The organism is Pseudomonas sp. R15(2017) (genome assembly GCF_002112685.1).
GTDB classification, from domain to species: Bacteria; Pseudomonadota; Gammaproteobacteria; order Pseudomonadales; family Pseudomonadaceae; genus Aquipseudomonas; species Aquipseudomonas glycinae.
This window is the reverse complement of sequence record NZ_NEII01000001.1, coordinates 329,128-355,654: the sequence shown is the minus strand read 5'-3', so window position 1 is coordinate 355,654 and position 26,527 is coordinate 329,128. Positions and strand designations below refer to the sequence as shown.

General features: G+C 62.2%; 29 protein-coding genes. 12 read left to right on the top strand and 17 right to left on the bottom strand.

What is annotated here, in order from left to right; translation table 11 throughout:
- Window positions 1–30 precede the first annotated feature (30 nt).
- Window positions 31–612, bottom strand: a complete 582-nt coding sequence (locus tag CAF77_RS01675; RefSeq protein ID WP_064379908.1) for a mechanosensitive ion channel family protein — start codon at window positions 610–612, stop codon at window positions 31–33.
- Window positions 612–2,522: an ATP-binding cassette domain-containing protein gene (locus tag CAF77_RS01670; protein ID WP_085653946.1), complete on the bottom strand. Its 1,911-nt coding sequence runs from the start codon at window positions 2,520–2,522 to the stop codon at window positions 612–614. Before CAF77_RS01670 ends, CAF77_RS01675 begins: the two co-directional genes overlap by 1 nt.
- 50 nt (window positions 2,523–2,572) lie before the next feature.
- On the opposite strand from CAF77_RS01670, the gene CAF77_RS01665 reads away from it, so the two are divergent.
- Complete coding sequence (locus CAF77_RS01665; protein WP_085653945.1) at window positions 2,573–3,034, top strand: TIGR02444 family protein; 462 nt, start codon at window positions 2,573–2,575, stop codon at window positions 3,032–3,034.
- Here the strand turns inward: CAF77_RS01665 and CAF77_RS01660 are convergent.
- Window positions 3,031–4,224, bottom strand: a complete 1,194-nt coding sequence (locus CAF77_RS01660) for an AlgP family protein (RefSeq protein WP_085653944.1) — start codon at window positions 4,222–4,224, stop codon at window positions 3,031–3,033. The genes CAF77_RS01665 and CAF77_RS01660 overlap by 4 nt on opposite strands.
- Window positions 4,225–4,416: 192 nt before the next feature.
- Here CAF77_RS01660 and CAF77_RS01650 point away from each other — a divergent pair, with 192 nt between their 5' ends.
- The gene (locus tag CAF77_RS01650) at window positions 4,417–5,082 is read left to right on the top strand and encodes an FKBP-type peptidyl-prolyl cis-trans isomerase (protein ID WP_064379902.1); all 666 of its coding nucleotides are present in this window, start codon (window positions 4,417–4,419) and stop codon (window positions 5,080–5,082) included.
- A 60-nt stretch (window positions 5,083–5,142) separates the two neighbouring features.
- Here the strand turns inward: CAF77_RS01650 and CAF77_RS01645 are convergent, their stop codons facing one another.
- From CAF77_RS01645 to CAF77_RS01615, 7 genes are all read right to left on the bottom strand, one after another.
- Window positions 5,143–5,601 carry an Rsd/AlgQ family anti-sigma factor gene (locus CAF77_RS01645; protein ID WP_041475458.1) on the bottom strand — a complete coding sequence of 153 codons (459 nt, stop codon included), beginning with the start codon at window positions 5,599–5,601 and terminating at the stop codon, window positions 5,143–5,145.
- A 185-nt stretch (window positions 5,602–5,786) separates the two neighbouring features.
- On the bottom strand, window positions 5,787–6,338 hold the full coding sequence (locus CAF77_RS01640) for a disulfide bond formation protein B (protein ID WP_085653943.1): 552 nt from the start codon (window positions 6,336–6,338) through the stop codon (window positions 5,787–5,789).
- A gap of 219 nt (window positions 6,339–6,557) precedes the next feature.
- Window positions 6,558–7,796 carry a heme biosynthesis protein HemY gene (locus CAF77_RS01635; protein ID WP_085653942.1) on the bottom strand — a complete coding sequence of 413 codons (1,239 nt, stop codon included), beginning with the start codon at window positions 7,794–7,796 and terminating at the stop codon, window positions 6,558–6,560.
- Entirely contained in the window at window positions 7,793–8,935 is a 1,143-nt protein-coding gene (locus CAF77_RS01630; RefSeq protein ID WP_085653941.1) for a uroporphyrinogen-III C-methyltransferase, read from the bottom strand. The genes CAF77_RS01635 and CAF77_RS01630 overlap by 4 nt, the downstream gene beginning before the upstream one ends.
- A 16-nt stretch (window positions 8,936–8,951) precedes the next feature.
- On the bottom strand, window positions 8,952–9,719 hold the full coding sequence (locus CAF77_RS01625) for a uroporphyrinogen-III synthase (protein WP_064379895.1): 768 nt from the start codon (window positions 9,717–9,719) through the stop codon (window positions 8,952–8,954).
- The gene (gene hemC, locus CAF77_RS01620; protein ID WP_064379892.1) at window positions 9,716–10,657 is read right to left on the bottom strand and encodes a hydroxymethylbilane synthase; all 942 of its coding nucleotides are present in this window, start codon (window positions 10,655–10,657) and stop codon (window positions 9,716–9,718) included. Before hemC ends, CAF77_RS01625 begins: the two co-directional genes overlap by 4 nt.
- Window positions 10,658–10,795: 138 nt before the next feature.
- Entirely contained in the window at window positions 10,796–11,542 is a 747-nt protein-coding gene (locus CAF77_RS01615) for a LytTR family DNA-binding domain-containing protein (protein WP_064379890.1), read from the bottom strand.
- A 473-nt stretch (window positions 11,543–12,015) separates the two neighbouring features.
- On the opposite strand from CAF77_RS01615, the gene argH reads away from it, so the two are divergent.
- On the top strand, window positions 12,016–13,410 hold the full coding sequence (gene argH / locus CAF77_RS01610; RefSeq protein WP_064379888.1) for an argininosuccinate lyase: 1,395 nt from the start codon (window positions 12,016–12,018) through the stop codon (window positions 13,408–13,410).
- Between the two features lie 127 nt (window positions 13,411–13,537).
- Here argH and CAF77_RS01605 read toward each other — a convergent pair whose 3' ends face one another.
- The gene (locus CAF77_RS01605; RefSeq protein WP_064379887.1) at window positions 13,538–14,197 is read right to left on the bottom strand and encodes a glutathione S-transferase family protein; all 660 of its coding nucleotides are present in this window, start codon (window positions 14,195–14,197) and stop codon (window positions 13,538–13,540) included.
- Window positions 14,198–14,320: 123 nt separating this feature from the next.
- Between CAF77_RS01605 and CAF77_RS01600 the strand changes: the two genes are divergently transcribed.
- The 3 genes from CAF77_RS01600 (at window position 14,321) to CAF77_RS01590 (ending at window position 18,082) form a co-directional block, all read left to right on the top strand.
- Complete coding sequence (locus tag CAF77_RS01600; protein ID WP_064379885.1) at window positions 14,321–14,605, top strand: hypothetical protein; 285 nt, start codon at window positions 14,321–14,323, stop codon at window positions 14,603–14,605.
- A gap of 191 nt (window positions 14,606–14,796) precedes the next feature.
- Window positions 14,797–15,042, top strand: a complete 246-nt coding sequence (locus tag CAF77_RS01595) for a TIGR02647 family protein (RefSeq protein WP_007951883.1) — start codon at window positions 14,797–14,799, stop codon at window positions 15,040–15,042.
- Between the two features lie 196 nt (window positions 15,043–15,238).
- Window positions 15,239–18,082, top strand: a complete 2,844-nt coding sequence (locus CAF77_RS01590; RefSeq protein ID WP_064379884.1) for a class I adenylate cyclase — start codon at window positions 15,239–15,241, stop codon at window positions 18,080–18,082.
- Window positions 18,083–18,088: 6 nt separating this feature from the next.
- Here CAF77_RS01590 and rnk read toward each other — a convergent pair whose 3' ends face one another.
- The 3 genes from rnk to cyaY form a co-directional block, all read right to left on the bottom strand.
- Window positions 18,089–18,499 carry a nucleoside diphosphate kinase regulator gene (rnk, locus tag CAF77_RS01585; RefSeq protein ID WP_064379882.1) on the bottom strand — a complete coding sequence of 137 codons (411 nt, stop codon included), beginning with the start codon at window positions 18,497–18,499 and terminating at the stop codon, window positions 18,089–18,091.
- Between the two features lie 128 nt (window positions 18,500–18,627).
- Window positions 18,628–18,852 carry a DUF1289 domain-containing protein gene (locus CAF77_RS01580; RefSeq protein WP_084776915.1) on the bottom strand — a complete coding sequence of 75 codons (225 nt, stop codon included), beginning with the start codon at window positions 18,850–18,852 and terminating at the stop codon, window positions 18,628–18,630.
- Window positions 18,853–18,856: 4 nt separating this feature from the next.
- Window positions 18,857–19,189: an iron donor protein CyaY gene (cyaY, locus tag CAF77_RS01575; protein WP_007951887.1), complete on the bottom strand. Its 333-nt coding sequence runs from the start codon at window positions 19,187–19,189 to the stop codon at window positions 18,857–18,859.
- A gap of 239 nt (window positions 19,190–19,428) precedes the next feature.
- On the opposite strand from cyaY, the gene CAF77_RS01565 reads away from it, so the two are divergent.
- From CAF77_RS01565 to CAF77_RS01540, 6 genes are read left to right on the top strand one after another with little or no spacing between them, the layout of a single operon-like run.
- Complete coding sequence (locus CAF77_RS01565) at window positions 19,429–19,602, top strand: lipoprotein (RefSeq protein ID WP_007951888.1); 174 nt, start codon at window positions 19,429–19,431, stop codon at window positions 19,600–19,602.
- A gap of 9 nt (window positions 19,603–19,611) precedes the next feature.
- On the top strand, window positions 19,612–20,859 hold the full coding sequence (gene lysA / locus CAF77_RS01560) for a diaminopimelate decarboxylase (RefSeq protein ID WP_064379880.1): 1,248 nt from the start codon (window positions 19,612–19,614) through the stop codon (window positions 20,857–20,859).
- A 4-nt stretch (window positions 20,860–20,863) separates the two neighbouring features.
- Window positions 20,864–21,694, top strand: a complete 831-nt coding sequence (dapF, locus tag CAF77_RS01555) for a diaminopimelate epimerase (protein WP_011336523.1) — start codon at window positions 20,864–20,866, stop codon at window positions 21,692–21,694.
- Window positions 21,695–21,707: 13 nt separating this feature from the next.
- Window positions 21,708–22,433, top strand: a complete 726-nt coding sequence (locus tag CAF77_RS01550; protein ID WP_007951894.1) for a DUF484 family protein — start codon at window positions 21,708–21,710, stop codon at window positions 22,431–22,433.
- Between the two features lie 2 nt (window positions 22,434–22,435).
- The gene (gene xerC, locus CAF77_RS01545) at window positions 22,436–23,335 is read left to right on the top strand and encodes a tyrosine recombinase XerC (RefSeq protein ID WP_064379878.1); all 900 of its coding nucleotides are present in this window, start codon (window positions 22,436–22,438) and stop codon (window positions 23,333–23,335) included.
- A complete protein-coding gene (locus tag CAF77_RS01540) occupies window positions 23,332–24,036 on the top strand; it encodes an HAD family hydrolase (protein ID WP_064379876.1) in 705 nt (234 codons plus the stop codon). Before xerC ends, CAF77_RS01540 begins: the two co-directional genes overlap by 4 nt.
- Window positions 24,037–24,101: 65 nt before the next feature.
- Here CAF77_RS01540 and sutA read toward each other — a convergent pair whose 3' ends face one another.
- From sutA to CAF77_RS01525, 3 genes are all read right to left on the bottom strand, one after another.
- Complete coding sequence (gene sutA / locus CAF77_RS01535; protein WP_007951900.1) at window positions 24,102–24,428, bottom strand: transcriptional regulator SutA; 327 nt, start codon at window positions 24,426–24,428, stop codon at window positions 24,102–24,104.
- Between the two features lie 102 nt (window positions 24,429–24,530).
- Entirely contained in the window at window positions 24,531–24,956 is a 426-nt protein-coding gene (locus tag CAF77_RS01530; RefSeq protein ID WP_011336526.1) for a secondary thiamine-phosphate synthase enzyme YjbQ, read from the bottom strand.
- A gap of 215 nt (window positions 24,957–25,171) precedes the next feature.
- Complete coding sequence (locus CAF77_RS01525; protein WP_007951904.1) at window positions 25,172–26,509, bottom strand: ammonium transporter; 1,338 nt, start codon at window positions 26,507–26,509, stop codon at window positions 25,172–25,174.
- Between the last annotated feature and the right edge of the window lie 18 nt (window positions 26,510–26,527).

Here is a 26,527-nt window from a genome sequence, read left to right as displayed (position 1 = left end):
TGGCCGCCGACCAACGTGGCCGGCGTCCGGTCACTTTTCGAAACCGCTGGAAGGAAAGACATCCGTGCCGCGCCAGCGTCGCACCGAACGCTGGAAGAACAGGCTGTTGGGTACTTGCACCATGGCGCTGCCGGTGCCGAGCTCTTCAGCTTCGATCAAGGTGGTATAGAGCAGATTGATCGCCACCACCCGGCCTTTGACGCCGGGCTTGTCGGTGGTGTCGACCAGTTCGACCACATCGCCAAGACGGAACGGGCCGACGGTGAAGATCAGAATTGCGCAGAGCAGGTTCGACAGCACACTCCACATGGCGAAGAACGCCACCGCCGCCACCGCGACGAAGCCCGACAGTGCGGTCCACAGCACTGTGGCCGAGACCCCGAGGCGCTCCAGCACGAAGATCAGCGCACTGCCCATGATCAGCCAGCGCAGACCGCCCCGCAGCGGCATCAGCAACTGCGGCGGGAACGGATACTTCTCGCCCAGGCGAGTCAGGAATCGGGCGACGACGCGCTGGGCGAAGTAGCCGGCCAACAGGATCAGCAAAATCTGCACGCCGAGCCAGATCGGCTCGACCCACATCGCCGGCAATGGAAGTTTGAAGACTTCCATCAGGACAACGCCTCCAGCTCCGCCTGCATGCTTTCCAGGGTTTCCAGGGCTTGCATCCACGCTTCTTCAAGTTCGCCTTCGCGGACTTTCAGCTTGGCCTGTTCGGCCAGCAGGTCACGCAATTCGTTCTTGCGCGCCGGCTCGTAGAGGTCGCTGTCGCCAAGGCTGGCATCGACCCTCGCCAGCTTCTCGTGCAGCTTGCCGAGCTCGGCTTCGAGCTTGTCAGCCTCGCGCTTGTGCGGCGCCAGTTGCTGACGCAGCGCAGCAGCGGCTTGACGCTGGGCCTTCTTGTCGGTCTTGTCCGGGTTGACCGGTGTGTTGCTGACCGGCGCATTGCGCTGACGGTATTCCACCAGCCAACGGGCGTAGTCCTCGAGGTCGCCATCGAACTCCTCGACCTTGCCGTCTGCGACCAGGAAGAAGTTGTCAGTGGTGCTCTTGAGCAGATGCCGATCGTGGGAAACCACCAGCACCGCGCCGCTGAATTCCTGCAACGCCATGGTCAGCGCCAGGCGCATTTCCAGATCGAGGTGGTTGGTCGGTTCGTCGAGCAACAACAGGTTCGGCCGTTCCCAGGCGATCAACGCCAGAGCCAGACGGGCCTTTTCGCCACCGGAGAAATTCAGCACAGGCTCGTCGATCCGCGCGCCCCGGAAGTCGAAACCACCAAGGAAATCGCGCAGGGTCTGCTCGCGCTCGGTCGGTGCCAGACGCTGCAAGTGCAGCAACGGGCTGGCCTTGGAATCCAGCGAATCGAGCTGATGCTGGGCGAAGTAGCCGACCACGGTGTTCTCACCGCGAGTCAGGCGCCCGGCCAGCGGTGACAGCTCGCCGGCAAGGTTCTTGATCAGGGTCGACTTGCCCGCGCCGTTGGGGCCGAGCAAGCCGATCCGCGCGCCGGGGGTCAGTTGCAGCTTGACCTTCTCCAGAACGGTTTTCTCGCCATAACCCAGACGCGCATCGGACAGATCGATCAGCGGGCTGGAGATCTTGGTCGACTCGCGGAACACGAAATCGAACGGCGAGTCGACGTGGGCCGCCGACAGCTCTTCCATGCGCTCCAGCGCCTTGATCCGGCTCTGGGCCTGACGGGCCTTGGTCGCCTGGGCCTTGAACCGGGCGATGTAGCTTTCCATGTGCGCACGCTGTGCCTGCTGCTTCTCGTAGGCCTGTTGCTGCTGGGCCAGACGCTCGGCACGGGCGCGTTCGAACGCGGTGTAGCCGCCACGGTAGAGCGTCAGCTTGCGCTGATCGACGTGGGCCACGTGATCGACCACTTCATCAAGGAAGTCCCGGTCGTGAGAAATCAGCAGCAAGGTGCCGGGGTAACTTTTCAGCCACTCTTCGAGCCAGATGATGGCGTCGAGATCCAGGTGGTTGGTCGGCTCATCGAGCAGCAGCAGGTCTGATGGGCACATCAAAGCCTGCGCAAGGTTCAGACGCATCCGCCAGCCACCGGAGAAATCTCCTACCTGACGATCCATCTGCTCGTTGGTGAAACCGAGGCCGGCGAGCAACTTGCGCGCCCGCGCATCGGCGGTGTAGCCATCGGCGCTGTCGAGCTCGGCGTGCAGACGGGCCAGCGCGGTGCCGTCGTGGGCCTCTTCGGCTGCCGCGAGCTCACGCTGTACTTCGCGCAGACGCAGGTCGCCGTCGAGCACATAATCGACCGCCAGGCGCTCGAGTGTGTCGACCTCCTGGCGCATGTGGGCGATACGCCAGTCGGCCGGCAACAGGCAGTCACCCGAGTCCGGGTGCAACTCACCGCGGAGCAAGGCGAACAGGCTGGATTTGCCGGCACCGTTGGCACCGATGAGGCCGGCTTTGTGGCCGGCGTGCAGGGTCAGCTCGGCGTCTTCTAGCAGACGTTGCGGGCCACGCTGTAAAGTCAGGTTCTGAAGTCGGATCATAATGGCGGCGGAGTCTACCAGCTTCGTTCGCAACTGGCGCGAGTAGCACGATGTCCTCTGACCTGTGGAGCTTTGCCCTTGCCGTCTACGCCCGTCCCGGCGTGGAGGATGCCTGCCTGCGCCTGCAATCGGCGGGGGCCAACGTGTGCCTGATGCTGTGCGGTTTATGGCTGGAACAACGCGATGCGACCTGTGACGAGGCACGTGCGCGGCAGCTTCTGGAACTGACAGAGCCCTGGGACCGGGACGTCGTGCAACCGTTGCGCGCATTGCGCATGCAGTGGAAAACCCTGGCCGACACCGATCCGGTGCTCAAGGGGATGCGCGAGCAGATCAAGGGATTGGAGCTGGAGGCGGAGCGTGCGCTGCTGTCGCGACTTGAAGGCGCCGCGCAAGGCTGGAAGCGTCATTCGAAGGAATCGAGTGACTGGCTGGAAGTGCTGGCCGGCCCTGCGGCCAACCTGAACCGCGACGCGCTGCAGGTGCTGCGCGTCGCGGCGACCGGCGCTTAGGAAGCGCTGGAAGGGTTGCTGGCGACGCTCGACACCGGCGCCGGGGATGGCGTGGTTGGGGTGGTCGAGGTAGTGGCGGGTGCAGGCGTTGCGGCCGCAGCCGGAGTTGCCGGTGCGGCAGGTTTGGCAGCAGGCGCCGTGGCCGGTTTCGCTGCAGCTGGTTTTGCTGCTGGCTTGGCAGCGGCAGGTTTTTTCACCGCAGGTTTTGCAGCAGGTTTTGCTGCTGGCTTGGCAGCCGCTTTAGCGGCGGTCGCTGGCTTGGCTGCGGTTGCTGCAGGCTTCGCGGCGGCAGCCGGTTTTGCAGCGGGTTTGGTTGCCGCTTTTGCCGCAGGCTTGGCGGCTGGTTTCGCCGCCGCTTTGGCAGCAGGTTTGGCAGCAACCGGTTTGGCAGCGGTTTTCGCCGCAGGCTTGGCAGCAGCCGTTTTGGCGGCTGGTTTAGCGGCGGCTTTAACGGCTGGTTTTGCTGCTGGTTTAGCGGCCACTTTGGTGGCTGGCTTGGCAGCAGGTTTTGCAGCGGCGGTTCTGGCCGGAGCCGCCTTCGCAGCAGCGGTTTTCGTCGCTGGTTTGGCGGCTGGTTTTGCAGCAGCCGGTTTGGCGGCAGCTGGTTTGGCAGCAGCTGGTTTGGCCGCTGTGGTTTTCGCCGCAGGTTTGGCAGCGCTGGCTGCTGCGGGTTTCTTCGCGGCTGGTTTTGCAGCGGCTTTCACTGGGGCTTTCGCAGGCGCTTTGGCCGGTGTTTTCGCTGCAGGTTTGGCGGCCGCTTTTTTCGCAGGCGCCGCTGCAGGTTTGGCCGAACGCAGGGACAACGCCTTGCCAACAGCCTCTTGAACACGACCGACACCCTGGGCCAGTTTCAGGCTTTCCTGGGCATCGCGCTTGAGTTGCAGAATGTAGCTGCGAGTATCGGACTGACGCTCCTTCAGCGCATCGAGCAGATCTTCGAGTTCCTTCACGGCAGCCTTGGCCTTGGTCTGCGCCTTGGCTTTACCGGCCGCTGCTGCGTCCTGCAATTTGGTGCGGGATTTGTGCAGTTTTTCTTGCGCCTTGCCGCGTTGCTTTTCCAGTTTGGCGAGCAGTTTTTCAGCATCAGCCAAGGCTTGGGAGCAAGCGTTTTCCAGATGCTCGAGCAGGCTGCCCGAGAGTTGTTGGAGTAAATGCAACGGAGTGTTTACAGGCTTCTTGGTGGCCGACATGGTTTACCTCCTGGCTGACGTGAGTGCGGCTCATACTAGACCTCTGCTGCTACCGCCGCTAGGGCATGTTGACAGTATCGAAAGCACTCGGTTGCAGGCTTGCGAAAAACTTCTGCGCATTGGCAAAAGCAGTTCACCGTTGCAGACGTTCGCGCTGGCATAATCCACCGCAATTCTGGATGGAGAGTGCCCATGTCGCGCTACCTTTTTTTATCCCTCTGCATGATTTTTTCCGTGGTTCAGGCCGACGAAAAAACCACTGCAAATGATGCCCACGATCTGGCTTACAGCCTCGGTGCCAGCCTCGGTGAACGACTGCGTCAGGAAGTGCCGCAGCTCCAGATCCAGGCGCTGATCGAAGGTCTGCAACAAGCCTATCAAGGCAAGCCGCTGGCGCTGAGCGAGGCACGCATCGAGCAGATCCTGGCCGATCACGAATCGCAGACAGCCGAGCAGGCAGCCATGCCTTCGACTGAAGCGGCGATGGAAAACGAGCGACGGTTTCTCACCGCCGAAAAAGCCAAGCCGGGTGTGAAGGAGCTGGCCGACGGCATCCTGTTGACCGAGCTGACGCCGGGGAATGGCACGAAGGCCGGCCCGGATGGAAAAGTGCAGGTGCTGTACATCGGTCGACTGCCCGACGGCACCGTGTTCGATCAGAACAGCCAGCCGCAGTGGTTCAATCTCGACAGTGTGATCGCCGGCTGGCGCACCGCGCTGCAGAACATGCCGGTCGGCGCGAAGTGGCGTCTGGTGATCCCATCGGATCAGGCTTATGGCGCCGACGGTGCCGGTGACTTGATCGCGCCGTTCACACCGTTGGTGTTCGAAGTAGAATTGCGCGGCGCGACCAGTTGATCGCCCAATAAAAAACGGTGCGCCTGGGGCGCACCGTTTCTGTGTCTTGCGAGGTTCGATTCAGGCCTGAACCGAATCCTCTTCCTTGTGTGCGGTATGCAGCACTTCGATCAGGCAGTCTTCCAGTTCGAAGCGTTCATGGAGCAGACCGCCCAGCTCCTTGAACTTCTCGGCAACGCATTTGCCTTCATCGCAAAGGTCGTTGAACGCGAGCAGCTTTTCAGTAATGACATCGATCCGTGGATAGATCGTCTCGGCCAGTTCCAGACCGCGCTTGTCGTTGAACGCCTTGGCCTCGCCCGTCAGCTGTTCGTAGATCTCGAAGTGGCCGGCCGAGACGTAATCGACCAGCACGCCACAGAATTCCTGCAAGGGCTTTCGATCCTCGGACAGCGCCTGAGGTTTGGCGCCCAGCCTGTCATAGGCAGCGATCAATTCCTCACGCTCCTGCAGCCAGCGGTCGATCAGCAGATGAACTCCACCCCAACGTTCCTGAGCATTCTGACAACTTTCGAGCATGGCGATCTCTCTTCCCTTGTGGGTCATGCTGCCCTACACCCGCGCCCCTTCTTGTGACTATTGCTTTGAGAGGCGGCCGGGCAGAGCGTCATCGAGCAACACAATTCCAATGACACGTGCGGGCCAGATTATGCCCGCACGCCTATGGCTTCAAGGTACGCAGGAGAGAAAGTTCATACAAGTGTTTAATCCCTGACCAGCGCCGGGTGCGACGGTTGGCCGCTGAGTGGTCGCTGCAAAGCCATCCAGACCTGTCGCAGCAACTGGTAAGCGGCAAGGATCGACATCCCCACGAAGAACAGCAGGCTCCACTCCGGAATGCTCAGATCGAACAGCGTCCAGGACAATTCCGTGCAATCGGCCGTGTCATTGAACATACGCATCAGTGCGCATAACCACGGCAGGCTGCTGAACAATTCCTGGGGATCGGGCGTGCAATGCGCCAGCCTCTGCAGCGAGTCACCTTGCAACAACACTTGCCGCCACGCCGCCGTCATACCGCCGAGACTGCTCAGCAACACCGTTATCCAATACATGGACAGACCGAAACGCTGAGGTCCATGGATCGCCGCCACTCCACAAAAAACGGTGAGTGCGCTCATGAACAGACGCTGGACCAGGCACAGACTACAGGGCACCAGACCGATTGCGTATTCGAGGTAATAGGAAGCTCCCAGGGCCAGAATCCCCGCAGTGAAAGCCATAAAGAACAGGGAACGTGAGCAGGCCAACGACATGGCTTATCCGTAACAATAAAGACAGGCAGTTACGGTAGAGGAAAGGGCCTTGGGCTTTCAAGGCAGGTCAGTGACGACACTTCACCAGAAGTGTAGGGAAATCCCGACAGACGCAGAAGGATTCGGTGTAGTCCGATGTAGGACTTTGCTCAGGAGGAGATTTACCGGTAACTATTCAGTCACCGGGTAAAAAAGGAGGAGCACGCTCCTCCTTTCTGATCACGCTCGAACGGCTACAGGCAATGGCGCAGCCAGCAGGCGTTCATCCAGCATACCGAGACCTTCCTGGAACAGCAGGTTGCTGCGCTCGGTATCACCCAGTCGAGCCAGCAGACGTGCCAACTCGGCGCACGCTTCCGGATTGCGCTGCACTCGCAGGCTGCTTTCCAGATAGTCCCGCGCCTTGCCCCACAGACTGGCTTGCAGGCATAAACGGCCCAGTGTCAGCAGCAGGCTGGCATCACCCGGATGATCCTTGAGCCAACCTTCAGCCGTCTGCAACTGACGCGCCGGATCGCTGCCTCGCACCAGACCATAAAGGCGCGCCAGATGGCTGTCGTACTTGCGCTTGAGCGCCGTGCGCAGCACTTCTTCCGCTTCGACCTGTGCACCCAGCTGGCGCAGCTGCTCGGCGTAGGCCAGCACCAGCGCAGGTTCCTGACGCTGGGCAGACGTCAGTTGCTGCCAGGCCCGATTCAGCGACTGCAAACCGACCGCACCATCTTCTTCACGCTGGGCCGCCAGGGACAGGTTCTCCCCCCAGGCGCGACGCTCGAGCTCGGTCAGCTCGGCCGGCGGAAGGACTTTGTCCTTGCGCAACTCCGGCAACAGGCGGATCACGGACGACCAGTCACCGCGCTGCTGATGCAGGCGCTGCAACTGGCGCAGGGTCTGGGCATTGTGCGGATGGCGTTCATGCATCGCCTGCAAGGTGACCAGCGCCCCATCGGTATCGCCACGATCGGTCTGCAACTGCGCATGGCTGAGGGCGATCGCCAGCTCGGCCTGCGGCTGACGCTCGAGGGCGCGCTCCAGCAGGCGATCGCTTTCCTCGTAGTTGCCTTGTTCGTTGGCGGCGCGGGCTGCACCCAGGTAATACAGCAACGGTTGACGCTCGGCCTCGGCGGCCCGGTAAAGATGACGTTGGGCACTGGCCCAGCGACCCTCTGCCAGGTCAAGCTGACCGTGCTCGATCGCCACCTGCACGCGGCGGCTGCGATTGCGGCGCGACCATGGATTGACCACGCCGCCGGAGGTCAGCACCAGCTCGACCAGCGCCTTGATACCCCAGACCAGCAGCCACAGCACCGCCACCAACGCGAGGGTCGCCCACAGGCTCGATTCATAACGAAAGCTTTTGTAGGCGACCAGCACGTATCCGGAATGCTCGGCAATCGCCAGGCCCAGCGCCGCCGTTGCCGCGATCACCAGAAACACGATCACATACAGGCGCTTCATGGTGTCGCCTCCTGCGCGGTGCTGGCGGCCGGCTTGGCGAAGGGTTTCACCGACTCTTCGGCGTTGACGTTACGGCGCTCCAGGTACGCCTGCACCGCGCTCAAGGTTCCGGCGAGATCCGGCGTGTTGACGGTAACCGGTTGCTTGCTCAATTCCGCGACCTGCTCGAGCATGATTTTGCTCTGCGGGTTGTCCGGGTTGAAGTTGCCCGTGAGGACGTCACGCGCTTCGGACAGTGCCTGGGTGTACACCGGCGCCTGACCGTTGAGCGCGGCCCATTGCGCCTGTTCGAGCGAAAGGCTCAGGGCCAGGCGCACCTGGCTCAGGCTCTGGCCGGCGAGCAGCGGCCGGACGTTTTTGTCGGCATTGAAATCGATGCGGATGTAGCGCGAGATCTGATCCCACCACTGCGCCCAGCGACTGGCGCCGTCGCCATCGGAGGTCAGGCCCAGCAGCGAATCGCCGCGATCCTTGTACTCCGGCGCCAGTTCGGTGAGGCCGACGACCTGATCACGCAAGGCGCCCAGGCGCAGGAACAGCCCGGTACGATCCGGCTGCTCGGTACTGCGCAGCGCTACAAGGGTTTTCGCCACTTGCTCGCGGGCGGCGAACGAGCCGGGATCATTCTGCTCGCGCAGGATTTCATCGGCACCCTGAACCAGCGCCTGAGCGCTGCTGATGTCCTGCAGGGCGGAAAGACGCAGGCTGGCCAGGCGCAGCAAGTGCTCGGCCTCGGCCAGGCGCCAGTCCTTGCGGCTGGCGCCGAGGACGGTTTCCAGACGTTGATTGAGGCGCTGCTGATCGCTCTGAAGTTGCGACACCAGACGCTGGCGATCAGCAAGTTCATCGGCGCCGGGCAATTGCCCGAGGCGCTCGGTCAGTCGCTGCTCGTTGAGCTTCAGGGTCTGGGCCTGATCGTTCAACGCCTGAACCTGACTCAACTGATTTTGCGTGTTGGCCTGCAGGTGTCGCACCTGCCAGACACCCCAGCCACCCACCGCAACACCGGCGGCGCCGAGCAGCAGCGCGAGAATGGCCAATCCGTTGCCTCGGCGCGGTTCCGCGGCCGGTGGCGGTGCATCAACCGGTGCATCGATCACAGGTTGAACGTCATCTTTAGGCAAGGCTGTTTCGCTCACGTATCCATCCTTTGCATTAGAGAACGGGCACGGGATGCTCCCGTAACGCCGTCAGCAAGGCCGCAGCACTGGCGCCGCGACAATCCACAACTGTTCGGGCCCCGGCGGCATGTGCCTGCTCGGAGACCCTTGGGCTTGGAACAAACAACGGCAACTGCGCAAGTACAGGCCAGCTGTCGCCGGCCAGTTGGCGCAGGTGCTCGAAACCCTGTCCACTGCTGACCACCAGCCCGTTCAGGCGTTCCGCTGCAATCCTGCGGGGCAGTTCCTGCGGCGGATAGTCCGGCAGGTCGCGACGGTACAACTCCAGATATTCGACACTAGCACCAAGCGCGCGCAGGCGCTCGGCCAGCAGTTCGCGTCCGCCCTTCCCGCGCAGGATCAATACCTGCGAACCGGGCACGGCCACCGCCGTCAGCAGACGCGGCATTTGCAGCAAGGCTTCGCTGTCGTCGCCCACGTCCGGGAAGCTCACATCCAGCCCGCGATCGCGAAGGATGGCGGCGGTCGCCGCCCCCACGCTGAACCACGGCATGGTCGGCGTCGCCAGCCGCAGAGCGTCGAGCAGATCCACCGCGATCCGTGCCGCCGGCTTGCTGACCACGATCACCGCGCTGTAACGCGGCAGTTGCGCAATCGTGTCGCGCATTGTGTCAGAGACCGGTAGTGGCGTGATTTCCAAAAGCGGCAGACAGCTGCTGAAAATCCCTTGTTCGGTCAGCACGGCAGCGAGCGCCGAGCAGTCCTCCGCCGGGCGCGTCAGCAGCAGGCGCCAGGCGGTCACTCGTGACCTGCCTCGCCGTAGACTGCCTTGAGAATATCGTCAGCGCCCTGGCCGAGCAGGTCTTCGGCAACCTGTACACCGAGCGTCTCGGCTGCCGTACGCGGTGCACGGGCTTGTGCGCTGAGCAGTTTGCCGCCGCTCGGTTCGCCCACCAGACCGCGCAGCCACAACTGATCGCCTTCGAGCACGGCGTAACAGGCGATCGGCACCTGGCAGCCGCCATTCAGGTGTTTGTTGAGCGCCCGTTCGGCGGTGACACGGTCAGCGGTGTCGGCGTGATGCAGGGGTGCGAGCAAGGCGTGGATTTCAGTGTCGGCGCTGCGGCATTCGATACCGACGGCGCCCTGGCCACCGGCAGGCAGACTGTCGTCGACGCTGATGGCCGAGGTGATGCGATCTTCGAAACCGAGGCGGATCAGGCCCGCTGCCGCGAGGATGATCGCGTCGTACTCGCCGGCGTCGAGCTTGGCCAGCCGAGTATTGACGTTGCCACGCAGGAAGCGGATTTCGAGATCCGGACGGCGCGTCAGCAACTGCGCCTGACGCCGCAGGCTGGAAGTGCCGACGATGCTGCCGGCGGGCAATGCATCGAGGCTGGAATACGTATTGGAGACAAACGCGTCACGCGGATCTTCGCGCTCGCAGATGCAGAACAGACCGAGGCCTTCGGGGAAATCCATCGGCACGTCTTTCATCGAATGCACGGCGATGTCGGCTTCGTTTTCCAGCAGCGCGGTTTCCAGCTCCTTGACGAACAGGCCCTTGCCGCCGATTTTCGACAGGGGCGAATCAAGCAGCTTGTCGCCGCGACTGACCATGGGCACCAGCGTCACCAGCAGGCCCGGGTGGGCGGCTTCCAGACGGGCTTTGACGTATTCGGCCTGCCAGAGGGCCAGAGCACTTTTGCGGGTGGCGATGCGGATTTCGCGAGAGGACATGGATCAATCCGTACTGAATAGATACGGCGGATAATAACAGCTCAGCCAAATCCACTTTGACCTGAATCAGATACGGCGTGGCCTCCCTGGCCTGCGATGCCTGGTGAAAGGAACGAAGAACCGCCCGGAGCCTGCGGATTAAAGCCCCTGCATCATTTTTCGCACGCCCGCCACATGTCGGCGGCTGACAATCAGCGCGTCACCGTTGAGGCCCTTGAGGAACAACTGGAAGTGGCCCAGCGGTGTCCGTTGCAATCGCTCGATGCGGTCGCGGGCGACCAGCGCGTTGCGGTGAATCCGCACGAAGCGCTCGCCGAATTCGTCTTCCAGCGCCTTGAGCGGTTCATCCAGCAGGACTTCGCCAGCTTCATGACGCAAGGTCACGTATTTGTGGTCGGCGATGAAGTACACCACCTGATCCAGCGGGATCAGTTCGATGCCTTTGCGGGTACGGGCGCTGATGTGGCTGCGCGGGCCGTTACCGCTTTCGGCGGCAGGACGGGTCAGGGCCGAGAGCTGGGCCCGGTTGGGACGTTCGGCCCGCTTCAGGGCGTCTTGCAGATGTTCGGTTCGCACGGGTTTCACCACATAGCCCACGGCGCTGGCCTGCAGGGCTTCCACGGCAAATTCATCGGGACCTGCGCAAAACACCACGGCCGGCGGGGTTTCGCGTTCGCACAGACGGGCAGCCACCTGCAGGCCATCGAGGCCCGGCATGCGGATATCGAGCAGTACGATATCCGGCTTGTGGCTGTCGATCAGTGCCAACGCCTCTTCGCCATTGGTGGCGCTCGGCTCCAGGACTGTGTAACCCTCGAGCTCGCTCACCATTCGGCTGAGTCGCTCGCGGGCCAGTGGTTCGTCATCAACGATCAGGACATTCATATTGCGCTGGATTCCTGCGTGAGTCTCGCACAAGGATAGCGTAGACAAGTGGAGTGACGTCCGTCACCGCGATCCACGCTAAGACTAGCGCGAGCGTCAAAAAGTGCCGTACGTCGGCCGGCAATATTTGCCGACACCTGCAACGTACCGCCCGACGCCCGTCGCCGACTGCGTTTTACGCAGGGTATGCCAATGGCCAATACACCCACCCCTCTCTCTTCTTATAGCCGGCGGCCGGATCTTTGCCCGATCCGTGGCCATCCGACCCCTATGTCCTACTGTAGACGCTCGTCGGGCCGATATTGCTCAATCGGAAAATATCCTTGTGCAAATCCCCCGAAGACGCCGACGACCATGACGGAGCGAATGAGAAAAAAACGTATCGACCAGTGTCAGCGACAGGATTGGCAACCCTGTTATTATCCGCGCCAGCGTTTCACGCCTTCTTTCTTCAAGCCGATACGAGCGAATTCATGAGCACTGACAAGACCAATCAGTCCTGGGGCGGCCGCTTCAGTGAACCCGTCGACGCCTTCGTCGCCCGCTTCACCGCCTCCGTCACTTTCGACCAGCGCCTGTATCGCCACGACATCATGGGCTCGATCGCCCACGCCACCATGCTGGCCAAGGTCGGCGTGCTGACGGATGCCGAGCGCGACAGCATCATCGATGGCCTGAAGACCATCCAGGGCGAAATCGAGGCCGGCCAGTTCGACTGGCGCGTCGACCTCGAAGACGTGCACATGAACATCGAAGCACGCCTGACCGACCGCATCGGCGTCACCGGCAAGAAGCTGCACACCGGCCGCAGCCGCAACGACCAGGTCGCCACCGACATCCGCCTGTGGCTGCGTGACGAGATCGACTTGATCCTGAGCGAAATCACCCGCCTGCAAAAAGGCCTGCTGGAGCAGGCCGAGCGCGAAGCCGCCAGTATCATGCCGGGCTTCACCCACCTTCAGACCGCTCAGCCGGTGACCTTCGGGCACCACATGCTGGCCTGGTTCGAAATGCTCAGCCGCGACTACGAGCGCCTGGTCGACTGCCGCAAGCGCACCAACCGCATGCCGCTGGGCAGCGCCGCGCTGGCCGGCACCACTTACCCGATCGACCGCGAATACACCGCGCAACTGCTGGGCTTCGACGCCGTCGGCGGCAACTCGCTGGACAACGTGTCCGATCGTGACTTCGCCATCGAATTCTGCTCGGCCGCGAGCATCGCGATGATGCACCTGTCGCGCTTCTCCGAAGAGCTGGTGCTGTGGACCAGCGCGCAGTTCCAGTTCATCGATCTGCCGGACCGTTTCTGCACCGGCAGCTCGATCATGCCGCAGAAGAAAAACCCCGACGTGCCCGAGCTGGTACGTGGCAAGACCGGTCGAGTATTCGGCGCCCTGATGGGCCTGCTGACCCTGATGAAAGGCCAGCCCCTGGCCTACAACAAGGACAACCAGGAAGACAAGGAACCGCTGTTCGACGCCGCCGACACCTTGCGCGACTCGCTGCGTGCCTTTGCCGACATGATCCCGGCGATCAAGCCCAAGCACGCGATCATGCGCGAAGCGGCGCTGCGCGGTTTCTCCACCGCCACCGACCTGGCCGACTACCTGGTTCGCCGTGGCCTGCCGTTCCGTGATTGCCACGAGATCGTCGGCCATGCCGTGAAGTACGGCGTCGACACCGGCAAGGATCTGGCGGAAATGAGCCTGGAAGAACTGCGTCAGTTCAGCGACCAGATCGAGCAGGACGTGTTTGCCGTGCTGACCCTGGAAGGCTCGGTGAATGCCCGTGACCACATCGGCGGCACTGCGCCGGCACAGGTCAAGGCAGCCGTTGCTCGCGGTCAGGCATTGATCGCCAGCCGCTAAAAGCCAAAAACATCGCTGGCAAGCCAGCTCCCACGGGTTCAGTGTCGAACATGCAATTGTGTTTCAACCGAAAACCCTGTGGGAGCGGGCTTGCCCGCGATGACTGGTTTCAAAGCGCTACAAAATTCTACTTTTTGGCTGCGATCATCGCCAAAAACGCCGGCATCGCCGCATCCTTGTCCGCCGCAATCTTCTGCACGTGCGGATTCTGCTCAAGTCGCTCCAGCAGTGCCTTGGCCTTCGGCATCTGCGCCAGCAAATCCAGACCGAACAGCTTGTGCCCCACCGCTGTCGCGAGCGGGACGCTGTAGAGAAAGTACAAATCCGCAATGCTCAGGCTGTCGCCCGCCACATACGGGGCGAACTTGCCGTGACGGCCCAGCGCCGCAAAGCCCAGCAGTAATTCAGCCTTGGCTTTCTCCTTGATCGCCTCCGGCAGCGCCGTGCCGAAAAACGCCTCGCCATAGCAGGCACGGGCCGGCAGCTCGATGTACAGCTCGATTTCCTTGGCCACCGCCAGCACCTGAGCGCGGGCAAACGGCTCGGTCGGCAGCAGCGGCACGCCTTTACCTGCACTTTCGAGGTATTCGAGCATCACCATCGTTTCATTGATATAGCCGCCTTCGGCCCCCAACACCGGCACCTTGCCGCGCGGGCTGATGGCCAGGGACTCCGGCGTTGGCGTCGGGTAGAACGTGACCTCTTCGAACGGCAGGCCTTTTTCCAGCAGCGCCAGCTTGACCATGTTGTAGTAATTGCTGACGGAGAATCCATAGAGCTTGAACATCACATAGCCTCCAGGCCGTGCGGGGTGGGCAGTGCCTGTTTATAGGTCGCTCCAGGGAATCCTGCCAGCAGCATCACGCTGCTGAATGCGGGTAAACTGGCGCCTTTCCTTGAGGAGCCTGCCATGAGCGAGCCGACTGACATCGACAATGATGAAGAAGAGTTCACCGAATCGACGCTGATCGAAGCGATCGAGAACCAGATCGAAAGTGACAACCCGCCAGCGGCCAAGGCAACCTTCAACAAGCTGACGCTGGTCGGTTACGAGCGTGATGACATCCTGAATCTGATGGCCCACGTGCTGGCCTACGAAATCGACGCGATGCTCGACGAAGACCGCGCGTTCGATACCGAGTGGTACGAAACCGCGCTGCGCGCACTGCCCGAGCTGCCCCCGGAAAAGCAGTAAACAGCCCCGCCCTGTGGGAGCAGGCCTGCTCCCACACAATTTGTCACCCATCTTCGCGGCCTTCTGCCGCCCCCTGACTACACTGGAATCCACCCCGGGACAAAAACCCTGACACGCGCACTGGACAGGCCGCGCCGGCAGGTTCACCTTAGGGGCGCTGTCGTCCAATTCCTAGAAAGTCTGGAGTCCTTATGTCGCTTACCCCTGAGTTGGTTGCCGAACTGGAAGTCCTCGCACTCTTCAACCTGGACAGTTCCCAGGAAGGTCTGAAAATTCATCAGACCGCTGCCCCGAAGCACATTGCCGCCGCACAACGCCTGTTCGAAAAAGAACTGACAGACCAGCCTGATGGCGGTTACCTGACCAGCCTCGGTCGCGATGCCGCACAAAACGTGCAAACCGTACTGACGATTCTCAAAGAGCAGCAAACCGCCTGATCCTCCCGACTTTGCCCACGGAAACCCCTGCCACGGGATTTCCGCGGGCCAGCCATGAAAACGTCCCCCATCGCCGCGCGATAGAAATCTGACGTCAAAAAACAAATTCAGCTTAAAACTCCTGCCGCTCAGGCGCTAAACTCCCGGACACCCGAGACCCCTTGCCTCCGAGCCCTGCGCGCCGGTTTGAGCCGACATGACCCGCACCCATGAAATCCGCCCCGACCTGGACGAAGGCATCGACCGCAAGGTACTCAGCCAGCTACGTGCACGTTTTCTGAAACTCAATGAAGGCCGCCTGAACCGGGCGCTGGAAGGTCTGTCGACGCGCCAGCAAAGCGTGCTCACGCTGCTGCCACTGTTTTTCCACGTCAATCATCCGCTGCTGCCCGGCTATGTCTCGGGCAGTACGCCGGCCGGGCTGTCGAATTACGAACCCGACGCCGATGTGCTGGCCGAAGCTCAGCGCCTGACGCGCTCGTTCTCCTATAAGCCGCGTCACGGCAGCAACCCGCCACGGCCGATTCACGGGCTGTTCCTGATGGGCAGCCTCGGCACGCTGGCCCAGGCCGACCAGAGCGACTTGGATGTGTGGGTCTGCCACGCCCCCGACCTGAGCGACAGCGAACTGGCCGAGCTGCGCAAGAAATGCCAGTTGCTCGAAACCTGGGCGGCCAGCCAGGGGGCCGAGGCGCACTTTTTCCTGATCGACCCGGAACGCTTCGTCAAAGGCGAGCGCGATACCCAACTCAGCTCCGAAGATTGCGGCACCACCCAGCATTACCTGCTGCTGGACGAGTTCTACCGCACCGCGATCTGGCTCGCCGGGCGCACGCCGATCTGGTGGCTGGTGCCGGTCTATGAAGAACGCGCCTACGATGCGTATACCCACACCCTGATTTCCAAGCGTTTCATCCGCAACGATGAAACCCTCGACCTGGGGCCGATGGCGCACATTCCGCCGGGCGAGTTTGTCGGCGCCGGGCTGTGGCAACTGTTCAAGGGCATCGAATCGCCTTACAAATCGGTGCTCAAGCTGCTGCTGACCGAGGTCTACGCCAGCGAACATCCCCACGTGCAGTGCCTGAGCCTGCGCTTCAAGCAGGCCGTATTTGCCAACCGGCTGGATCTCGACGAGCTGGACCCGTATATGGTGGTCTACCGCCGGATCGAGGAATACCTCACTGCGCGCAACGAGCCGGAACGCCTGGAGCTGGTACGCCGGGCGCTGTACCTCAAGGTCAACCGCAAGCTCACCGGCAACACCCGCACCCAAAGCTGGCAGCGCTCACTGTTGGAAAGACTGGCCAGCGAATGGCATTGGGATCAGCGGCAACTGGCGCTGCTCGACAGCCGCAGCCAGTGGAAAGTCCGCCAGGTCAGCGCCGAGCGCCGGGCGCTGGTAAACGAGCTGAACTACAGCTACCGCTTCCTGACCCAGTTCGCCCGCAGCGAGCAGACCGTCAGCCTGATCAACAAGCGCGACCTCAACGTTCTCGGCCGGCGCCTGTACGCAGCGTTCGAACGCAAGGCCGACAAGGTCGAGTTCATCAACCCCGGCATCGCCCCGGATCTGGCGGAAGACACCCTGACCCTGGTGCAATCGCCGAACAAAAAGGAACCGGGCCAAACCCAGTGGGGCCTGTACAACGGCAGCCTGACGGCGCTGGAGTGGGAACACTTCGCGCCGATCAAGCGCAGCCGCGAGTTGCTGGAACTGCTGACCTGGTGCCACCGCAACGGCGTGATCGACAGCAGCACCCGACTGGCGCTGCACCCCGGCACCAGCGATTTGAGCGAGTTCGAGCTGTTCAACCTGCTCGGCAGCCTGCAACAGAGCATCGCCCTGCCCTTGTCGACCGTTGCCGAAGAACCGCTGTTGCGTGCCGCCGTGCCGAGCGAAGTGCTGATGCTGGTGAATGTCGGGGTCGATCCGCTCAAGCATCACCGCGACCTGAACATCCTGATGACCACCGAACGCACGGATTCGCTGAGTTACGCCGGCGTGCGCGAGAATCTGGTGCTGACCCTGGATCAGGTCACGCTCAACAGCTGGAACGAAGTGCTGGTCAACCGCTTCGACGGCCCGCATGCCCTGATGGACTGCCTGCGCGATTACCTCAACAACCTGCCGCGCGGGTCGCAACAACCATCGCTGCGAGTGCGCTGTTTCTGTCACAACCGCGCGCAATTCATTGCGCGCCGGGTGGAAGAAATCGTCGACACCGCGCAGACCCTGTTGCTCAGCGACCTGAATCACCGCTACCTGATCCAGGTGCAGCAGTATTACCACGTGCTGGAACTGGTGCCGGGCCAGGTCAGCCATGTGGCCCTCGCCACCCTGCCGGCGCTGCTCGAATACCTGGGCGAGGAACAGCCGCGCTACAGCCCGCTGCACCTGGATCCGATGGCACTGGAAGACCACGATCTGGCGTTGATCCTGCCAATGGGCCAGCCCGAATGCATTCAGGTGTTCTACCGGATCACCGAACAAACCGCCGAGCTGTACGTACTCGACGAATTTAATGCGCTGTGGCAACAGCACCTGCCCTATCACGACGAGCAAAGCCTGTTGGTGCCATTGCAGCGGTTCCTGCAATCGATCCAGTTCCGGCGCGAAGCGCTGCTGCCGATGGACTCGGGCCACGCCGCCAGCCTTGAAATCTTGTATTACCAGTTATTGCCATCAGGACCGGGGCGCGCGCGACGGGTCGAAATGCGCCCCGCACCGCAGACGCCGGTCAACAAACCGTTCTACGACGTGCAGGCGATCGTCGGCAAAGCCGCGCCCGGCGAAGTGCAGGTCACGCTGTATTGCAATCAACGGGAATTCAGCGAACTGGAACATGGCGACCAGCTGTTCAGCGTGGTCGCCCGGGAGATCGTCGGACAGCGCCGGGAAAGCGAGCGCTACCGCTGCTACATCACCGACCTGGACCTGTCGGGTGTGATCGGTGACGGGCAGAGTTCAAGCAATCTGTATCTGCGTTACAAGGCCGACCTGGAACGCTCTCTGAACGAGGCGCTCGAGCAGGTCTGAGGCGGGTTACTCCGGGAAATCACCGCCGTTGGCCGGCTGCGATTCGACTTCGAGCAAAGTCAGTTTCAGGGTCTTGCCGCCCGGGGCCGGCCAGTCGATGTGCTGACCAACCTTCAGGCCCAGCAGCGCACTGCCGACCGGAGCCAGGATCGAGATTTTGCCTTCGTCGGCGTTGGCGTGCTTCGGATAGACCAGGGTCAGGTGGTAGTCCTTGCCACTGCTTTCTTCACGACAGTGCACGCGGGAATTCATCGTCACGACATCGGCAGGTACTTCATCGTGACCGACCAGGGTATCGGCGCGGTCCAGTTCGGTTTGCAGCGCGATCACGCCCGGCAGCGTGTCATCCAGGCTGTCGATCAGGCGCTCCAGACGTTGCACGTCCAGACGGGTAAGGGTGATGGAAGGTGCGGTCATGATCCGGGCAGACTCCTTTCTTCTGCACACAAAAAAAGCAAAACCCCGCCAAAAAAGACGGGGTTTTCACCAGGCCTCGATGGGTTGAGGCGTTTCCGGACACTAACACAGCTCAAAAAATATACAAGCTACGCCCCGGCGAGCTGCCGGCGCTGAGCCGCTCGCGCGCAAATCACCCGGCGGCGCTCGTCATCGGCCGAGCGCCACTCGCGGATGTCTTCGACATGGCGCATGCAACCGAGGCAGACCTTCTGCTCATCCAGCCGGCACACGCCAGTGCACGGCGAAGGCACGGCCGGGCTGACGTTGCTGTAAAGCGGCTTCGGCGGACGGACGGGCGCAGTATCAGTCACGAAATCACAGGCCTTCGAAATCGAATTCGGTGCCGGCCTGCTGCTTGACGATGCGCTCGAGCATTTCGCCCAGCTGCTCTTCGCTCTTGTCGCACATCCAGCGTTCGCTTTCTTCGTCGTAGTCGAAGTGGAAACCACCGGACACGGCGGCCAGCCACAGCTGACGCAACGGTTCCTGACGACTGAAGATCAGCTGGGTGCCGTTCTCGAACTTGACGGTCAGCACACCGGCCGAGTTCTCCATGTCGATGTCCAGGTCGCTGTCGTCGAAGATGTCTTCCAGTTTTTCCTGGGTTTCATCGACCAGATCGTGGAAACGGGCTTCGGACAAACTCATTGCGGCAACCTCAAAAAATGTCTGATCAGGCTCAAGCGCCGCAAGATACGGACGCTGCCAGCCGATTGCAAAGGATAACGACCAAGCGCCCTGCCCGGCGACGAAATATCCACCCGCCACGCGGGAATAGTTTCCGCGCCGCAGCCCGAGCCCCGCCGGACGGGAGTTCCGTCGCATAGGCAAGCTGCCGGGTGGCCGGTATACTCCGGCGCAATTAACGCATTTTCAAGGATTTCGCCATGAAGCGCCTGATCTCTTCCCTTGCTGCGCTCGTCGCGGTTGCCTGTCTCGTTTCGGCCTGCGGTCAGAAAGGCCCGCTGTACCTGCCCGATGAAGATCAGGACCCGGCCGAGCAAGCCCAGTCTTCGCAAAAGCAGCCTGTCTCCAAGGCACACAAGCACGACGTCTACTAAGGGATCGCCATGGACGCTTTTAACTACCGTGGCGGGGAACTGTTCGCGGAAGGTGTGGCGCTGTCCGCCATCGCCGATCGCTTCGGCACTCCTACCTACGTCTACTCCCGCGCGCACATCGAGGCCCAGTACCTGGCCTACGCCGATGCGCTGGCCGGCATGCCGCACCTGGTGTGCTTCGCGGTCAAGGCCAACTCCAACCTCGGTGTCCTGAATGTCCTGGCGCGTATCGGCGCCGGTTTCGACATCGTATCCCGTGGCGAGCTGGAACGTGTTCTGGCCGCCGGCGGCAGCCCGGACAAGATCGTGTTCTCCGGCGTCGGCAAAACCCGTGACGACATGCGCCGCGCGCTGGAAGTCGGCGTGCATTGCTTCAACGTCGAATCCACCGACGAGCTCGAGCGCCTGCAAGTGGTCGCCGCCGAACTGGGCGTTCGCGCGCCGATCTCGCTGCGCGTGAACCCGGACGTCGATGCCGGCACCCACCCGTACATTTCCACCGGTCTCAAAGAGAACAAGTTCGGCATCGCCATCGCCGACGCCGAAGACGTGTACGTGCGTGCCGCGCACCTGCCGAACCTGGAAGTGGTCGGCGTCGACTGCCACATCGGTTCGCAACTGACCACTCTGCCGCCGTTCCTCGATGCCCTCGACCGCCTGCTGGATCTGGTCGATCGCCTCGGCGATTGCGGTATCCACCTGCGCCACATCGATCTCGGTGGCGGCCTGGGTGTGCGTTATCGCGATGAAGAGCCGCCATTGGCCGCCGATTACATCAAGGCTGTGCGCGAGCGCCTGGTCGGTCGTGATCTGGCGCTGGTGTTCGAACCGGGCCGCTTCATCGTCGCCAACGCCGGCGTGCTGCTGACTCAGGTCGAGTACCTCAAGCACACCGAGCACAAAGACTTCGCCATCGTCGACGCGGCCATGAACGACCTGATCCGCCCGGCGCTGTACCAGGCCTGGATGGACGCGACCCCGGTCAAGCCACGCGAGACCGCTGCACGCAAGTACGACGTGGTCGGCCCGATCTGCGAAACCGGCGACTTCCTTGCCAAGGATCGCGAACTGGCGCTGGAAGAAGGCGATCTGCTGGCCGTGCATTCGGCCGGCGCCTACGGTTTCGTGATGAGCTCCAACTACAACACCCGCGGCCGCGCCGCCGAAGTGCTGGTGGATGGCGATCAGGCCTTTGAAGTGCGTCGCCGCGAAACCGTGGCCGAGCTGTTTGCCGGCGAAAGCCTGCTGCCGGAGTGACCCCATGCTGCTGCGTTTTACCAAGATGCATGGCCTGGGCAACGACTTCATGGTTCTCGACCTGGTCAGTCAGCACGCGCATATTCAGCCCAAGCACGCGAAAATGTGGGGCGACCGGCACACCGGCATCGGTTTCGACCAGTTGCTGATCGTCGAAGCGCCGAGCAACCCGGATGTGGATTTCCGTTACCGGATCTTCAACTCCGACGGTTCCGAAGTGGAGCAGTGCGGCAACGGTGCGCGCTGCTTCGCCCGCTTCGTGCTCGACAAACGCCTGACCGCCAAACGGCAGATCCGCGTCGAGACCAAGGGCGGCATCATCGAACTGGACGTGCGTAACGACGGCCAGATCGGCGTGAACATGGGCGCCCCGCGCCTGGTGCCGGCGGACATCCCGTTCCAGGCGCCGGAGCAGGCCCTGAGTTATCAGGTCGATGTCGACGGTACGCCGGTCGATCTGGCGGCGGTGTCCATGGGCAACCCCCATGCGGTGCTGCGGGTCAGCGATATCAACACTGCACCGGTGCATGAACTGGGGCCGAAAATCGAACACCATCCGCGCTTTCCGGCGCGGGTCAATGTCGGCTTTCTCCAGGTCATCGACCGCCATCGCGCGCAACTGCGCGTGTGGGAGCGCGGCGCCGGGGAAACCCAGGCCTGCGGCACCGGTGCCTGCGCTGCTGCTGTAGCGGCGATCAGTCAGGGGTGGATGGATTCGCCACTGTTGATCGACCTGCCGGGCGGGCGTCTGTCCATAGAGTGGGCAGGCCCCGGCCAACCGGTGTTGATGACCGGCCCGGCAGTGCGCGTATACGAAGGACAAGTGCGTCTTTGAGTGAGCAGAAGCCATGACCGATAAGCCTCAGGTACCCGCCCGACAGTCCGGTGAATCAGCGTCCGAGAGCCTGGAGGCGGCAGCAGTTGCCGCGTACCTGGAGGCTCATCCGGACTTCTTCGTCGAGCATGAAGAACTGCTGCCGTCCCTGCGCATCCCCCATCAGCGCGGCGATACCGTCTCGCTGGTCGAGCGCCAGATGGCCATCCTGCGCGACCGCAACATCGAGATGCGTCATCGCCTCTCGCACCTGATGGACGTCGCCCGGGACAACGATCGCCTGTTCGACAAGACCCGTCGCCTGATCCTTGCACTGATGGACGCTGCCACCCTGGAAGACGTGGTGATCAGCGTCGAAGACAGCCTGCGCCAGGATTTCCAGGTGCCCTTCGTCAGCCTGATCCTGCTCGGCGACAACCCGGCCCCGGTTGGCCGCTGGGTGACCCACGCCGACGCGCAGACCGCCATCGGCGGATTGCTCACTGAGGGCAAGAGCGTCAGCGGCAGCCTGCGCGAACATGAACTGGACTTCCTGTTCGGCGAAGAGCAGCGCAAGCAGATCGGCTCCACCGCCGTGGTCGCCGTCAGCCATCAGGGCATCCACGGAATCCTGGCCATCGCCAGCCGTGATCCGCAGCACTACAAGAGCTCGGTCGGCACGCTGTTCCTCAGCTACATCGCCGAAGTCATGGGTCGCGTGCTGCCACGGGTCAACAGCTCCCTGCGCTCGGTACGCTGAGCATGGAACGACAACTGGACGCTTACTGCGAACACCTGCGCAGTGAGCGGCAGGTGTCGCCGCATACGCTGTCGGCCTACCGCCGCGATCTCGATAAAGTCCTCGGCTGGTGCATCAAACAGAACATTGGCAGTTGGCAGGCGCTCGACATCCAGCGCCTGCGCAGCCTGATCGCCCGTCTGCATGCCCAGGGCCAGTCCTCGCGCAGTCTGGCGCGCCTGCTTTCAGCGGTGCGCGGGCTCTATCACTATCTGAATCGTGAAGGTCTCTGCGATCACGATCCGGCCACCGGCCTGGCACCGCCCAAAGGCGAGCGCCGCTTGCCGAAAACCCTCGATACCGACCGAGCGCTGCAATTGCTCGAAGGCGCAGTCGAGGACGACTTTCTGGCCCGGCGCGATCAGGCGATTCTGGAATTGTTCTATTCCTCCGGCCTGCGGCTGTCAGAGCTGACCGGGCTCAATCTCGATCAGCTCGATCTGGCGGACGGCATGGTTCAAGTGCTCGGCAAAGGCAGCAAGACACGCCTGTTGCCGGTCGGCAAAAAGGCCCGTGAAGCACTGGAGCACTGGCTACCACTGCGGGCGCTAACCAACCCGGCAGACGACGCGGTATTCGTCAGCCAGCAAGGCCGACGCCTCGGCCCGCGCGCGATTCAGGTTCGGGTCAAACTCGCCGGCGAGCGCGAACTGGGGCAGAACCTGCACCCGCACATGTTGCGGCACTCCTTCGCCAGCCATTTGCTCGAATCCTCCCAGGACCTGCGCGCAGTGCAGGAACTGCTCGGCCACTCGGACATCAAGACCACCCAGATCTACACCCACCTGGACTTCCAGCACCTGGCGGCGGTCTACGACAGCGCCCATCCACGGGCCAAACGCATGAAAGGCGACGATTCATGAGCATCCAGTTGATCACCTTCGACCTCGACGACACCCTGTGGGACACCGCCCCGGTGATCGTCAGCGCCGAAGCGGTTTTGCGCGAATGGCTGAGCGAACATGCGCCGAATCTGGGCGCGGTGCCGGTGGAGCATCTGTGGTCGATCCGCGAGCGGGTGCTGGCCAGCGAGCCGGGATTGAAGCACCGCATCAGCGCGCTGCGCCGACGAGTGCTGTTCCATGCGCTGGAGGAAGCCGGGTACGCCCATGGCGAAGCTTCGGATCTGGCAGACAAGAGTTTTGAAGTGTTTCTGCATGCGCGGCATCAGATCGAAGTGTTTCCGGAAGTCGAGCCGATCCTGGAAACCCTCGCCAAACACTACGCCCTCGGCGTGGTCACCAACGGCAACGCCGATGTGCGTCGGTTGGGGCTGGCGGATTACTTCAAGTTTGCGCTGTGCGCCGAAGACATCGGCATCGCCAAGCCGGATGTGCGACTGTTCCATGAAGCGTTGCAGCGCGGTGGCGTGAGCGCCGAGGCGGCGGTGCATATCGGTGACCACCCGGGGGACGACATCGCCGGGGCGCAGCAAGCGGGATTGCGTGCGATCTGGTTCAACCCGGCCGGCAAGGTCTGGGAAGCGGAGCGCCTGCCGGATGCCGAGATTCGTAGCCTGAACGATCTGCCCGCGGTGCTCGCCCGCTGGAACAGCCGCGGCTAACTTTCTTTCGCCCATGAAAAAGCCCGCAGCGACGGCGGGCTTTTTCAGCAAGCGAGCGACACGCCTCAGATAGGGCGGCTGCCGTACTTGTTGTCCGGTTTCTTGGGCGGATCGGCGACCACGTTGGCCTCCACTTCCTGCACCTTGCCGCCGCGTGCAAGGAACTCTTCCATGGCCTTGGCCAGGGCATCGCGTTCCTTGTTCTTGGCTTCGATGCTCGGCAACTCGTCGACCGACACCGCAGCCTTGGCCTTGCCTTTGGCAGCCGGGGCCGGCGTATCGTCACCGCCATCGTCTTCAGCAACGTCTTCCGCTGCTGCTTCCAGACCGTCTTCGGCCTCGTCTTCGTCGCCTACTTCGAGGTCGTCGTTTTCCAGATCATCGTCGCTCATGTTCTACCTCATGACTTGCGAAAAGCAGATTAGTTATAGACCAGCTTTGGCGACTGTCGAAAGTCGCCGGAAAAAAATCGGTAACCATTGGTGACCAACGGTTTATGCCCCTTCACCGTGCAAGGTGGCGAGGACTTTACGGGCACCGCCATGATCACGGTGCTCGCCCAGATAAACGCCTTGCCAGGTACCCAGTGCCAGTCGGCCCGCCGTTACCGGCAAACTGATCTGACAGCCCAGCACGCTGGCCTTGAAGTGCGCCGGGAGGTCGTCCAGGCCTTCGTCGTTATGCTCATAGCCGTCTGCTCCTTGTGGGATCAGACGATTGAAAAATCGTTCGAAGTCGCGACGTACCGCCGGATCGGCGTTCTCGTTGATGGTCAACGACGCCGAGGTATGCTGCAGCCACAAATGCAACAGACCGACCCGGCATGCCTTGAGTTCAGGCAGGCCGGCGAGCAACTCGTCGGTCACCAGATGAAAGCCCCGGGGCCGTGCCCGCAGGGTTATCAGAGTCTGTTGCCACATACAGTTCTCCGCACGTTCGGGGCGCATTCTAGCGCGCTCTGGAAAAAAACAAAGGCCCTAATATTCCTTCAATGATGTAAGCCTTTGGCCGCAGAAAAACACTCGTCGTAAACACGACCAAAGCAGTACGAAAAATCCTTTCAGCTGTATCAGGGGAGACAAATTCCAGACAAAAAAATGCCCGGCGAACCGGGCAAGTTTTTTGCGGCGCGTGCTTACAGGTTGTAGCCGCGCTCGTTGTGTTGTGCCAGATCCAGGCCGACCGATTCTTCTTCCTCGGTCACGCGCAGACCCATCACGGCATCCAGTACCTTGAGGATGATGAAGGTGACGATCGCGGTGTAGATCACGGTGAAGCCGACGCCTTTGCACTGAATCCAGACTTGTGCGGCGATGTCGGTGACGGTGCCGAAGCCACCCAGCGACGGTGCAGCGAACACACCGGTCAGGATCGCGCCAAGGATACCGCCGATACCGTGCACGCCGAAGGCATCCAGGGAGTCGTCATAACCGAGTTTGCGTTTCAGGGTGGTGGCGCAGAAGAAGCACACCACGCCTGCCGCCAGACCGATGACCAGGGCGCCCATCGGGCCCACGGTGCCCGCGGCCGGAGTGATCGCCACCAGACCTGCAACGACGCCGGATGCGATACCCAGTGCGCTTGGTTTGCCGTGGGTGATCCACTCGGCGAACATCCAGCCCAGTGCAGCAGCGGCGGTCGCGATCTGGGTCACCAGCATCGCCATGCCGGCGGTGCCGTTGGCGGCCGCAGCGGAACCGGCGTTGAAGCCGAACCAGCCAACCCACAGCATCGCCGCGCCCATCAGGGTGTAACCCAGATTGTGTGGCGCCATCGGGGTGGTCGGGAAGCCTTTGCGCTTGCCCAGAACCAGGCAGGCAATCAGACCGGCCACACCGGCGTTGATGTGCACCACGGTGCCGCCGGCGAAGTCGAGTACGCCCCAGTCCCACATCAGGCCGCCGTTGCCGGACCAGACCATGTGCGCGATCGGTGCATAAACCAGGGTGAACCAGATGCCCATGAAGATCAGCATCGCGGAGAACTTCATCCGCTCGGCGAACGCACCGACGATCAGCGCCGGGGTGATGATCGCGAAGGTCATCTGGAAGGTGATGAAGACCGCCTCGGGGAACAGCGCCGCCGGGCCGGTCAGGCTCGCTGGCGTGACACCGGCGAGGAACGCCTTGCCGAAACCACCCACGAACGAGTTGAAGTTGACGACGCCCTGCTCCATGCCGGTGGTGTCGAACGCGATGCTGTAGCCATAAATGACCCACAGGACGCTGATCAGACCGGTAATGGCGAAGCACTGCATCATCACGGAAAGAATGTTTTTCGACCGAACCATGCCGCCGTAGAACAGCGCGAGGCCGGGAATGGTCATGAATAGCACGAGGGCTGTGGAGGTGAGCATCCAGGCGGTGTCGCCGGAGTTCAGGACTGGAGCTGCCACTTCGTCTGCCGCCATGGCCAGGCCGGGCATTACGATAGACAACAGGGCTCCTAGCCCTGCGAATTTACGCAGAGTCATATTGTTTTCTCCTGGGGC